At 43.1% G+C, this 13,389-nt stretch carries 8 protein-coding genes; 4 read left to right on the plus strand and 4 right to left on the minus strand.

Annotation, left to right across the window (positions count from 1 at the left end):
• Nucleotides 1-73: 73 nt before the first annotated feature.
• Both ACGE0T_RS13420 and ACGE0T_RS13425 read left to right on the plus strand, forming a co-directional pair.
• A complete protein-coding gene (locus ACGE0T_RS13420) occupies nt 74-3,163 on the plus strand; it encodes an FISUMP domain-containing protein (protein ID WP_459187133.1) in 3,090 nt (1,029 codons plus the stop codon).
• Between the two features lie 350 nt (nt 3,164-3,513).
• Entirely contained in the window at nt 3,514-4,311 is a 798-nt protein-coding gene (locus tag ACGE0T_RS13425) for a DUF6261 family protein (RefSeq protein ID WP_459187134.1), read from the plus strand.
• Nucleotides 4,312-4,379: 68 nt separating this feature from the next.
• Here the strand turns inward: ACGE0T_RS13425 and ACGE0T_RS13430 are convergent, their stop codons facing one another.
• Entirely contained in the window at nt 4,380-5,114 is a 735-nt protein-coding gene (locus tag ACGE0T_RS13430) for a YebC/PmpR family DNA-binding transcriptional regulator (protein ID WP_459187135.1), read from the minus strand.
• A gap of 30 nt (nt 5,115-5,144) precedes the next feature.
• Complete coding sequence (gene pheT, locus ACGE0T_RS13435; RefSeq protein WP_459187136.1) at nt 5,145-7,607, minus strand: phenylalanine--tRNA ligase subunit beta; 2,463 nt, start codon at nt 7,605-7,607, stop codon at nt 5,145-5,147.
• Between the two features lie 241 nt (nt 7,608-7,848).
• On the opposite strand from pheT, the gene ACGE0T_RS13440 reads away from it, so the two are divergent.
• Complete coding sequence (locus tag ACGE0T_RS13440; RefSeq protein ID WP_459187137.1) at nt 7,849-10,161, plus strand: sensor histidine kinase; 2,313 nt, start codon at nt 7,849-7,851, stop codon at nt 10,159-10,161.
• Between the two features lie 6 nt (nt 10,162-10,167).
• Here ACGE0T_RS13440 and nrfA read toward each other — a convergent pair whose 3' ends face one another.
• Complete coding sequence (nrfA, locus tag ACGE0T_RS13445; RefSeq protein WP_459187138.1) at nt 10,168-11,643, minus strand: ammonia-forming cytochrome c nitrite reductase; 1,476 nt, start codon at nt 11,641-11,643, stop codon at nt 10,168-10,170.
• Nucleotides 11,644-11,803: 160 nt separating this feature from the next.
• Between nrfA and trmD the strand changes: the two genes are divergently transcribed.
• A complete protein-coding gene (gene trmD / locus ACGE0T_RS13450) occupies nt 11,804-12,478 on the plus strand; it encodes a tRNA (guanosine(37)-N1)-methyltransferase TrmD (protein WP_459187139.1) in 675 nt (224 codons plus the stop codon).
• Here the strand turns inward: trmD and ACGE0T_RS13455 are convergent.
• Nucleotides 12,467-13,375 (minus strand): DUF5032 domain-containing protein, encoded by a 909-nt coding sequence (locus ACGE0T_RS13455; protein ID WP_459187140.1) that lies wholly within the window; start codon nt 13,373-13,375, stop codon nt 12,467-12,469. The two genes, trmD and ACGE0T_RS13455, sit on opposite strands and share 12 nt — an antisense overlap.
• Nucleotides 13,376-13,389: the final 14 nt, after the last annotated feature.

The raw sequence follows: 13,389 nt of genomic DNA on the forward strand, positions 1-13,389 counted from the left end.
TGACGCGAATTCGCGGATTAAAGACTACAGGAATAGGGTAATAACAAACATAAACAATTAAATATCTATGAAAATGAAAACAAAACTACAAGGTCTATGTCCCTCATGCAGACTTCTACAGGCACTTGCGGCAAGTGCATATCTGCTTGCCGCCGTGCTGCTTGCTTCTTCCTGTACGGCTGAGTCCGACAAGACAGACCGTACCCCGGTAGACGGAACCGGCAGTGCAAACAAACGCGAAGTGCTTCTTTCCTTTAAGAACAAACTTACCGTAGCCACAACCAAATCGGAAACAAAAGCAGATGCCCCCATCGCCACCAAAGAAGAAAACGCAATCTCCACACTGGATATTTATGTGTTCGCTTCTACGGACGAGGCAGGCACTTACACCTACCGCGAACGCTTCGCCTACCGCCCGGAAGGAGTAGCTCTGCCGGCAGGAGCCAATAAACTGAACCTCGCTGTCGGTACGGACGACGCTACCACCACTGCCCTGCTTGAACTCCAAAAAGGCATGTTCGTACGCCTTTACTGCCTTGCCAACCAGACCGAACTGGTGAATACGGCAGGCGATAAGGTGGAGGACGCTTACTTCCAGCCACTCGAATACACGATGGAAACCGGGAACCTTGTCGAAGGGACGCCCTCTGAAACAGACTTTCAGAAGCTCCATTCCCCGTTGCTTTCAGCGACAGGCACGGCATTAAACTTACCTCTTCCGATGGTCGGTTCGCAAACCGTACCCATCGACCTGACCGACTTCGGTTCTTCCGCACGCGTACAGACCGGGTTTAAACTGACACGCACAATGGCACGTTTTGATGTGAGCAATATCGAGACTGATTCCAAATTCCATCTGGAATCCATCTCGATGGGTAACGGACGGAAGGGAGTTTCCTTCTTCCCTGTCAAAGTGTATGGTATGTCTCCTGCGGCGGATGATGATTTGATAACTTATCCTGAACGTGCTTTTGAAGGCGACAAAGCCAATGAAGGCCTGCAAATATCTGCTTTCTACAGCTATCCAAGCCCTTCGGCAGATAAAGGTTACCTGATACTGAAAGGAACGTATCAGGTAAACCTGACAGAGACGAAAGACGTAACCTACCGGATACCTTTTGAACAGCCGACAGCCGATGGTGGCTCGGTTGCACTTGAAATAAACAACAACCATAGATATACTATTGGCATTACCAAAGCGGATGAATACCACTTGGACTTCACGCTGGATGTAGCCGAATGGGATGAAGGCGGCGAAATAGACGGCCTCGACCCGACTGCCGGTTCCGGTGACTTTGCTTTCGACCCGGACGGGATAGCAAACGCCGCAACGACTTTTGATGAAACAAATAAAACGGTAACGATGCTTCTTGCTGATAACAGCAAGTTTTCCCTTTCCACAACCGCCAACTCTACCATGTCTTGCGCCATCCGTTATGCCGGAAGCAATAAGAACTGCGACTGGCTGGAAGTAAAAGAAGACCCGGCAACAAAGGCTGTAACCGCTTCCACCATCTCCGGCACGGAACATAAGTATATTATCTCCATGAAGGCGGATTATACCGGAGGCATTTATCCACGGGGAATCATCCGTTTTATCGATGACGCTACCGGAAAAAGCAATACGCTGCTTGTCGAAGCATTGTCTTTTGTTCCCGAACTTACTCAATCCGCATCTGATGGTACAAGCAGCTTTGCAGACAACAAGCTAACTTTGAAAGCAACATCATCTGTTGCAACACCTTCCGTAACGCTTACCGTCAATTGTCAGGGTGGTAGCAAACTGGCTGATTTCCCCGAATGGATGACCGTGGATAAAACGGAAAGCAGTAATGATGAAGATACGTATAAGTTTGAAGTGAAAGTGGATAAGGACGGCTTCCCGACTGCCAATCCGGGCGAGGTTACCTTTAAATTCCAACATAAACTGGATGCTTTGAAAGAACTACCCGTAACCCTGTCGATAGAAGATGAACCCTCATTTACTCCTTCTTGTACAATCTCTGATTTTGAATCCAAAACAATCGGCAGCCGCAGCGCCTTGCGAATAGGAACAGCCGGTGGAACAGTGACGGTAAAAGTCGCTTCTTTGTTTTCTCCTTCTGTCCAAACATCGGGTGATGTTGCTTTTGGGGGTGATTTATCCTGGTTTACAACAGAAGTGGCAACCCCTACAGTCAGCAATAACCGGCGCGTTTATGATGTGAAAGCAGAAGTTAGCGCTTGTAACGGTGATGATAAGCTTTATCAGGCGAACAAAGTTGTGCTCAATATTCAAAGCGGAAGTACCACAGTAAAAGAATATGACTTTTACCGCAGTGCCAATACGGTCACTTATCCAGTCAGCGATACGAAACGTTATACCGCCATCCAAATGACGGGAAAAGACGGTAAAACGTATTATTGGTCTCCTGTTAATTTGGGTGCTACCGAAATACCTACCACCGTACCAGCCGCTTCTTCAACAGCCGATGGTACAAATGATATTACAGCAACTTGCGGTCTGTTGTACCAGTGGGGTCGTCAATATGGATTCACAAATACCAACAATAGCGATATCACCAATGAGGAAAAGTTTGACGGTAAAACCGACCCGTTAGGTTTCCCTACTGGTGAGGACGCCCTTGCCGATATGAGCCCGTGGGATAAGAAGTTTATCGTACGTAGTACTTCAAGTCCTAATACCACGGATAATTGGTTACTTTTCACCGAGGGTGCAGATAACCTGCCAGGCAGTAGCATGCAGGCCAGTGCCTGGTATCAGAAATTATGGAATCTGGATGAGGTAGCCAGTACAACTGTCGATGCTACAAAGACAGCCCGTAAGACACCTCATGATCCTTGCCCTGCCGGTTGGCGTGTTCCTACTATGGCTGAATGGGTAGCTATAGGTGCAGATAATTCCAGTACCGGTAAAAGTTATAGTAATAATATCCTGAAAATAAGTGCAGCGAACAACCTTGAGTTGCTTTTGCCTGCTGCGGGCTATCGGAACGGCAGTTTTGGTTCGTCCGGTAATCAGGGTTCCGGCGGCTACTACTGGTCGTCCTCAGTGCCGTCCAGTAGTACGTACGCCCGTAACGTGAGCTTCACCAGTGCTACGTTCAGCCAGGGCTCAGGCTACAAGGCGCACGGGTTCTCGGTTAGGTGTCTCCAAGAATAAAAAGGTCGGCGAATTAGCTAAGGCTGATCTGCGATTGCCGACCGCATCCGATTGATAGCAGAAAACAGCACCACATCCCCATTCCGCTGACGAGCGAAAGCAGGATACAGCACTGTTTGATACCTCCGTAGGCGTACGGAAACACAAAACAGTGATGTAAAATCGTTTCGTATCAGTACGGAAGCATTAAACAGCAATGAAAAACACATCCGTACCAGTACGGAAGCCCCAAACAGTGCTGCAAAACCGTTCCGTACCGATACGGAGGCATCAAACAGTGCTGTATCCTACTTTCGTACCGATACGGAAACATTTTCAATGATATAATAAACATTTAAAACTTTATTCAAATGGCTAAAATTCAAAATTTCCCCAAATCAAGATTACGCAACAACGAATTGCTGGCGGCAGGACGTGCCATCGAACTGCAAATCCAGTCTGCCGGAGCATCCGGATTAGGCGTAACTGTCCCTTTTGAAAACTTTCAAAAAGCATTGCAGGCTTACGACGACAGTCTCGTAAAACTCACCAAAAGCGCACTGACTGCCGAAATGGAAACCACCGACAAAAAACGCGACTCCCTGCAAACCGCCATCCTCGACCAGATACGCACCTTCGTCAACCATTTCGATGCAGATAAACAAGCGGCTGCCAAACGGCTGATTCCTTTCGCCGACAAATATAAAAATACCACCCGCCTCAGCTTCAACGACCAGACCGGTATGACGGAAAACTTTATACAAGCTGCCGAATCGGATGCCATGAAAGCGGATTTCGCCACCCTCGGCCTGACCACCTGGATTGGCGAACTCAAAAAAGCAAATGCCGAATGTGCCGCGCTCTCCGATGCCCGCCGTTCCGAATCCGGTCAGCGCAACACCCCTCAGAAATCCATAGACACCCGCCCGGCATTCGATGCTGCCTACGAAGCATTAGTGGAAGCCCTAAACGCCCTTGCTCTGGTCAATGGCGAAACCAAATACCTGGAACTTTTCACTTGGTGGAATGCTATGATAGACGAATTCCGTGTATCCGTCTCCCTCCGCCTCGGAAAAGGCAAAGGCGGCAAAACAGACAGTGGCAGCAGCAACCGACCCAATCCGGATGCCGGAGGTGGCAGTGATGGGGATAAACCCACAGAACTGTAAAATAAAAAGCGGTATAAACCCGGCTCCACACCTAATTTATACCGCTTTATTTATGTAAAAACTTTTTATTATTCTTCGTCAGCGCTTTCGTCTTCCTTTATATTATGGAATACGTTCTGAACGTCGTCATCTTCTTCCAGCTTTTCAATCAGCTTATCAAGAGTTTCACGCTGTTCGGGAGTTACTTCCTTCAAGTCGTTCGGAATACGGACAAATTCGCTGCTGGTAATCTCGAAACCGTTTTCTTCCAGATATTTCTGGATAGCTGAATTCTGGGAAAATTCACCATAAATTACTACTTCACCTTCGTCTTCATCCAATTCGTCCACTCCGTAATCAATTAATTCCAATTCGAGGTCTTCAAGCGACATATCCTCTTTCTTAACGATATGAAACACACATTTGTGGTCGAACAGGAATTCAAGGCTACCGCTTGTACCCAGTGAACCGCCGTGTTTGTTGAAATAACTGCGGACATTGGCAACCGTACGGGTTGTATTATCTGTTGCTGTTTCCACAAAGATAGCGATACCAAAAGGTCCGTATCCTTCGTAGTTCATTTCCTTATAACCGGAGAAGTCCTTTTCGACAGCACGCTTGATAGCACGTTCCACGTTTTCCTTCGGCATATTCTCCTTCTTTGCATTCTGCATCAATGCACGCAAATGAGGGTTGTTCTCAGGATCCGGACCGCCTGCCTTAGCTGCTATTGTAATTTCTTTTCCTAACTTAGTAAACACGCGGGCCATGTTACCCCAACGTTTAAACTTTCTTGCTTTACGGAATTCAAACGCTCTTCCCATATTGTTATTCTATTATATTTAATTTGATTATTATCTTAATTGTGCACCCAGCTTCTGTTCCAGATTAGTCTGGATTTTCTTCATAATCGCATCAATCTGCTTGTCGTTCAATGTTTTTTCCTTATCCTGCAGGAAGAAGCTGACAGCGTACGACTTTTTACCGGCAGGCAGGTTCTTGCCCTCGTAAACATCGAACAGGGAAACACCCTGCAACAACTTACGTTCGCTCTCGGCAGCAATCTTTTCGATTTCGGCAAACTGAACGCTCTTGTCCAACAATAAAGCCAAGTCTCTTTTTACAGCCGGGAATTTGGAGATTTCAGCAAAAGTAACTTTGCTCTTCTTGGTTTCCTTCATCAATAACGTCCAGGACAGTTCGGCATAATAGACTTCCGTATCGATATCCATTGCCTTGCAAATCTTGGGACTAACAATTCCTAATGTTCCCAACTGACGGCCGGATGTAGTTGTAATGCTCAAACCTACAGAATAAATATCGTTTGTGAGGTTACCGAAAATTACTTTCTTCATATCTACGCCCAAACGAACCAAAATATTCTCCACATACGCTTTCAATTCATATACGGATGACTTTTCATTCGGGTGTGCCCAGTTGTTTTCCACACGGTTTCCTGTCACCCACAATCCTAAATGATAATTTTCAGTGAATGCGGCCAATGTCTCACCGTCTTTCTTATTGTCGGCATTATAATCATAGCAATTACCAAATTCGAAGAAACGGATATTGCCATTCTTACGTTTGATATTGTGTTCTACACTTTCCAGACCGCCAAACAGCAATGTCTGACGCATACCGTTCAAATCCGCACTCAACGGATTCATCAACATAACGCAATGGGATACCGGATAGGTAGATAGTTCGTCGTAATAAGCAGAACGGGTCAACGAATTATTCAGAATCTCATTGAAGCCACAACCACACAATTGTTCAGAAATAAGATTTTGCAGCTTATAGCTACGGTCGGCAGGAGCCTGGTAACTCAGGTTCGATTTCACGTTTTCGCTGAATTCCACATTATTATAACCGTAAATACGCAAAATATCTTCAATCACATCCACATCACGCTGTACGTCTATGCGATAAACAGGCACATGGACAGTCAGGCCTTCTTCATTTTCGGAAACGATTTCCATTTCCAGACTGGCAAGAATACTTTTCACTGTTTCTACAGGAATAACCTTGCCTATCAGTGTATTTATTTTCTTATATGTCAGTTCTACAGGGGAAGGAGCTACAGGGGAAGGATAAACATCCTGAATAGAACCTGTAATCTTACCACCTGCCACTTCCTGTATCAACAGGGCTGCACGTTTCAGCACGTAAACAGTCTGGTTTGCATCCAGACCACGTTCAAAGCGGAAAGAAGCATCTGTATTCAATCCGAAACGACGGGCTGTTTTACGTATCCATGTAGGATGGAAACAAGCCGATTCGAGGAATACATCCGTAGTCTGTTCGGTAACACCGGAATCCAAACCGCCGAATACGCCACCGATACACATAGCGTTTTCCGTATTGCAAATCATCAGGTCGCGGTCGGTCAAAGTACGTTCCACACCGTCCAACGTTACGAACTTCGTTCCTTCAGGTTGTGTCTTTACAATTACTTTATTTCCTGTCACCTTGCCTGCATCGAATGAGTGCAAAGGTTGCCCGAGTTCATGCAATACATAATTGGTAACATCCACTACATTATTAATCGGACGCAAACCGATTGCATTCAAACGGTTTTTCAACCATTCCGGACTTTCTTTAATTGTTACCCCTTTGATTGTCACACCGGAATAACGCGGGCAAGCTTCCGTATTTTCTACGATTACTTCAATGGCCGGTGTGTCATCATCAATTTTGAAAGCATCCACAGAAGGACGTTTCAGTTCTGCCGGCTTACCGTTTTGTTTCAAGTAAGCAGCCAGGTCGCGAGCCACACCGAAATGGGAAGTAGCATCCACACGGTTCGGGGTGATATCCACTTCCAATACATAATCGCTTTTTACATTATAATATTCTTTGGCAGGAGTGCCTACAACCGCATCAGCCGGAAGAACAATAATACCGGCATGGTCTGTTCCGATACCGATTTCATCTTCCGCACAAATCATACCGTTAGATTCTACACCGCGTATCTTTGAACGTTTGATTGTAAAAATCTCATCGCCATCATACAGTTTCGTGCCGTTCACGGCAACAACCACTTTCTGGCCGGCGGCCACATTCGGGGCGCCGCATACAATTTGCAAAGGCTCATCGCCTCCTACATTGACAGTTGTAATATGAAGATGGTCGGAATTAGGATGTTCCACACAAGTAAGAACTTCACCGATAACCAAACCTTCCAGTCCGCCTTTGATAGTTTGAACTTCTTCCACTCCTCCGGTTTCCAATCCGATGGAAGTCAATGCCGCTGATACTTCTTCAGGCTGTAAATCAAAATCAAGATAATCTTTCAGCCAGTTGTAAGATATATTCATTGTTATAAAATTTATTCTTTCAAATAATATCAAGGTTGTGCAGAACAACCTCATCCTAACGTAATTTGACGGGCAAAAGTACAAATAATAATTCAAAAGATATATGTTTTACTCCCAAAACTCATTTTTCATCTTTTATTTGTTTAACTAAAAAAAATCATATAATTTAGTCGATTATTATGCCCTGGCAGGTTGATTAAGGGATAACCTCCGGACTTAAGTATTTTTTAATAATAACTCTATGTTCAACAAGACTCTGCCGGCACAACATCTGATACTATTTATCGTATTTTGCCTTTTCTCCGTTTCCTGCTCGCAAAATACTCCTAAAAAGCATATACTGGTCATTCAGTCTTATGAAGCAAGCTTTCCTGCATACAAGGAAATTAAACAAACATTAGCCCAACAACTGGAAAAAAGAAAAATACAGGCTGAAGTTTATTCTATCTATCTGAATTCCGGGCAAACCTCAGAGAAAAAAGCCAGACTGGAACTGTTCAGGAAAATGACTGAACTTTCCGATTGGGAACCGGATGTCATACTGGTTAACAATGACCAGGCTTTGAATATATTCCTTACATGCAAACATACGTGGATAAAAACGATCCCAACTGTTTTTATGGGTGTAAACTATCCGAATTTGTCTTTCATCCGCAACTACCCGAATCTAACAGGCTTTTACGACAAACCGGATTATAAAACAAATATTAAACTGATAGAACAGCTTTTAGGTAAATGTATCGTTATAAGAGTATCGGATGATACGTTTGAAGACAAAGAGATTCTTGCCGATATGGATGAACAGATAAAAAATATCTGTAAAATAAACGATATATCTTCCCTCGACGGAATACGCATATCCGGGAAAAGAGCACTTTCTTTATCTAAAGACAAAAAGATTAAACCGGATGATATGTATATAAGTACATTAAACGGTAAATTGACCCGGTCGTTAATGAGAGGGTTCGTAGAAAACTACTACAACAAAGCCTACCTGGCAACAAAAAGAAACTATTTGTCCATTTCTTTAGGACATTTCGGTTCATTTCCCGGTTTCTCCGTCATAAATGAAATGATAGGCTACAACAATGGAATAGTCGGAGGATATGTCTCCCTGATTCAGGAAGAAACAACAAGAGCTGCCAATCGTGTGGCTGATATATTGAACGGGATACCGGTATCCAATTTTCCACAGGTAATGGAAACAGACAAAAGGTATATTTTCGATTATAAAGCACTTGAGCAATGGAATATTAACACAAGCTTGTTGCCTGCAGGTTCTTTATTTGTAAATATGCCTTTCTATGTCCGTTACCAAACTCTTCTCCTATTTACCTGCCTTCTCTTTATTATTTCTATATCAATTATTCTTTTCTATCAAAGAATGCAATATAAAAGGGAAACTGCACGTAAAAAAGAAGCACAGGAGACCTTAAAACGGGAAAAAGAATTTCTCTCTTTTGCGTTGGAGAGCGGCAATATCTTTACTTTCCGCTACAAAAACGGTATTTTCGAATTTGATAAAGAGTTTTACCATTATCTGGATATGCCGGAAAAACCAATCAGTGCCGCCCATTTCCAAAATGCCATCCACCCGGATGAACAGGAAAATTTCATTTTAAACAAATACAAGCTGGACCATGGCTTCTCTTCCAGGCAAATCACTACCAGACGGTATGATTTCAATGGAAAAGGGTATCAATGGTGGGAATTCCGTTATGCGCAGAATACACACAAACAGGCATCTACAAAAAACATGGAATCGGTTGAGGTAAACGGCCTCTGTCTGAATATTCAACAAATTAAAGAGACGGAGATAAAATTAATGGAAGCCCGGAAGAAGGCCGAAGAATCCGATAAAATGAAATCTGTTTTCCTGGCAAACATGAGCCATGAAATCCGTACGCCACTAAATGCGATTGTTGGTTTCTCCCAGCTACTGGGTTCCAATACTGATTTGGAAAATGAAGAAAAAACCGAATTCAGCGAATTGATTAATAAAAACAGTGTCTTGCTGCTCAAATTGATTAACGACATTCTTGATTTATCACGTATCGAGTCCGGAAGAATTTCCTTTACATATGAAGATTGTAATTTAAATCAATTGATTAATGATATATTCAATACACATAAAGTATTAATGCCCCAAAATGTAGAACTGCGTAAGCAAGTTCCCGACAATCCTGCCATCATACATACAGACCGCCTACGTCTCACACAAGTGATAACGAATTTTATCAATAACGCAACAAAATTCACCTCCGAAGGTTATATAGAACTAAAATACCAATATAGCGACGACAACCGGTCCATTCATATTTCGGTAACAGATACAGGGAAAGGAATCCCTGCCGACAAAATACAACAGGTATTCGAACGTTTCCAGAAACTGGATGAATTTGCCCAGGGTACAGGCTTGGGGTTAGCAATCAGCCAAAGCATTGTCAAGACATTCAAAGGTAGCATTCATCTGGAATCGGAAGTCGGAAAAGGCAGTAAGTTCACCATTGTTTTACCTTATGATGCAAACCTGGTACAAATTTGCAGTAATTAATGATGATTATTGTTTAAGCAGGCGATTATTTGCTTTTGCTTCCTCAATCCATTCGGGAAGAACGGTTTTCAGAAACTTCTCTTTCGACATATTTTCTTCAGCCATATTCAAACCGATATATTTCTGTGCTTTTTCTTTTGTCGAAATATCGGGCATGGGGACATCTCCCGTATAACCTAACCCCACAAGCACTTTCAAGATAGAGATACGGGCCTGCATCGCTTTATCCAACCCGCATCCCAATATGCGTTGAACTTCCTGCGGAGCATGAAATGCCGCTCCATGCGAAGCCACTCCAAAATCCCAACGCCATTGCGCCTCACGGAGTAATTTCAAAACGCCCTTCATCTGTTTCTCCGTAGCACCTCTGTCCCAGGCAAATTTAGCTTCGATATGTGCCCGGGTTAACTCATCTTCCAAACGATTACGCACTTCCATAACCTTGTTCTGCCGGTCATATACATTCCGGTACAAGGTTTCCTCATTCTCACGATGGCATGACCGGCATGTCTGGTCAATCATTGCTAAAGGACTTTGTATATGATGGTTATTATACTGCTTCACATCTTCTCCCATATAAGGCATATGGCATTCCCCGCATGAAACACCACGTTGCGCGTGAATACCCATTTGGGCAAGTTCAAAATCCGGGTGTTGTGCTTTCAGCATAGGAGCACGGCTCAACTTATGTGTATAGTCTGAAAATCCAATGCTATCGTAATAAGCTTCCATATTTTCCATAGAATATCCGTTGTCCCAGGGAAAAACGACTGCTTTATTCTTTTCATCCATATAATATTCCGAATGGCACTGGGCACACACCAAGGAACGCATATCCTGCTCCGAAGCATCCTCCAATTGGCGACCAGACCGTTGATAGGCCTCTGCAAAGAAAGGACGCGTAATGTATAAATCCATACTTTCCGGATCGTGGCAATCCGAACAGGCAACAGGATTTACAATTTCACTTCCCCAATAAGACCATTTCTGTTGATAGAAAGCTGGAAATCCGACTTTCTCTGCCACTAAAACCACATCTTGGCTTTTGCATGCCCAACAAGCGGCAGGTTGCGTACCTTCCCCCTTTTCCATAGGAGCACCACTCCGAAGACTTTGACGAAAATCATCTACCGTATACATATGCCCTCTTGGGGTATAATAGCTCTTGGAAAAAGAATAGCCTGCCCATAAAATAACCATATCAGGGCGGGAAGCCAGTACATCGACAGCCCGGTTGCCATTATATAAACTACTGAAGCTTGTATCGGTGGTATGTTTCCAGCTTTTATATTCTTCAGAATGACGTAGTTTCATATCTTTTAAAACCAACTCTGCACTATCTTCCCCGTCCGTTGCTGTATCATCAATAAATACAATAGCCCCGTCTCCCGCACATATTTTATATATGGCAATAATAGATACGAGTATTATTATTCCACCCAAAAACATTGGATAGTATTTGTTTTTCCGGTATGTATTCATAAAAGATTTGTTATTTATCCCTGATGCGACCCGAATTTACCCGATGAGTCGTCCAAAAAGATTAACAATCATTGCTATTAGCGACAAAAGTATAAATAGTAATTTACTTAATTGATTATTTCATGTACTTTTGTAACAAATATAATACAAAGACAACCTTATGCGCATAGATATTCTTACCGTACTCCCGGAAATGATCGAAGGAATGGTGAACTGTTCTATTGTAAAAAGAGCACAGGATAAAGGACTTGCAGAAATTCACCTGCACAACTTACGTGATTACACGACTAATAAATGGCGTCGCGTGGATGATTACCCATTTGGAGGGGAAGCCGGAATGGTGATGCAAATCGAACCGATAGACCGTGCTATCTCTGTTTTAAAAAGTGAGCGGGAATATGATGAAGTCATATATACCTCACCGGATGGCGAAACATTCAACCAGCCAATGGCAAACAGTATGTCTTTATTGAATAATATGATTATTCTTTGCGGACATTATAAAGGAATCGACTATCGTATCCGCGAGCATTTGATTACGAAAGAAATATCGGTAGGAGATTATGTCCTGACCGGAGGGGAACTGGCTGCTGCCATCATTACCGATGCAGTCGTACGCCTGATACCGGGAGCCATTGGAGACGAACAAAGTGCCCTCTCCGACTCTTTCCAAGACAATTTGCTGGCACCTCCTGTCTATACCCGTCCTGCCGATTATAACGGATGGAAAGTGCCCGAAGTTTTACTTTCCGGGCACCAACGTAAAATAGATGAATGGCGCTTGCAGCAGGCTCAGGAAAGAACAGCCCGCCTGCGCCCGGATTTATTGAAGTAAGAAGTTATAAGTAAAGTTATACTCATACGTATTATCTTGTGCGGCAATTCCGTTGCCGGCATTGATTTTTTCACGAATAGTCATGCCGGTAACATATTCACCTACTACCGTATAACTAAACGTATATTCCCCACATACTGTCCCCGGCTCACTGAGTTTATACCAGTAAGCGCGTTGTACCAGATTCTTATTCATATTGGAATATAAGAAATTAACAGGAGAAATGATTCTATAGGCTTCCTCCGGTTGCAAGGGTAAAACAGATTCAGTAGAAATTGTTTCAAGTATCCGGAACGGGAACGTTTCGGGACGTATTTGGGTACTATACTCATATGCCATCTCTTTCAGATTGAAATCAAAACGTGACACATTATCATTAGCCCAACTGTAAGTACAGATTTCTCCCAAATCTCGAGTTTGATAACTGGAAGTTTTACTATCATACCATTGTATTTTACTTGAAATGGATTGCAACTGAAAATGAAGATAATGGTTGGTTAGCCATGCGGAAGTATAAACTTCATATCCTTTATCCGGGTTTTCCATCCTTTTCTCTTCCTGTGATATCACATCTCCATCTATTGTATAAACAGTATGTATAAACGAATTTCCTGAAGAGTTATTACTCTTCGTACCTACTACTGAAATCGTATTTCCTGCGTATATATAATTATCATTATACTTTACCGTTTCATTTTCTCTTTGTAAATCTAATACGATACGACTGATATTTCCGGTTGCATTTTCATAAGAAATATCTGCAGTGAAATAGTTCTGACCGTTTTTCGTACAACTAACATTCGTCAATTTGTTAAGTTTTGGTAGCTCTTTGTTATCACGGCTACAAGAAATCAATCCAAAAGTTACTGCTAATAATGCAAATAAATAGTTCTTCATCACTTTTAATCTTT

It is taken from the genome of Parabacteroides sp. APC149_11_2_Y6 (assembly GCF_054506995.1).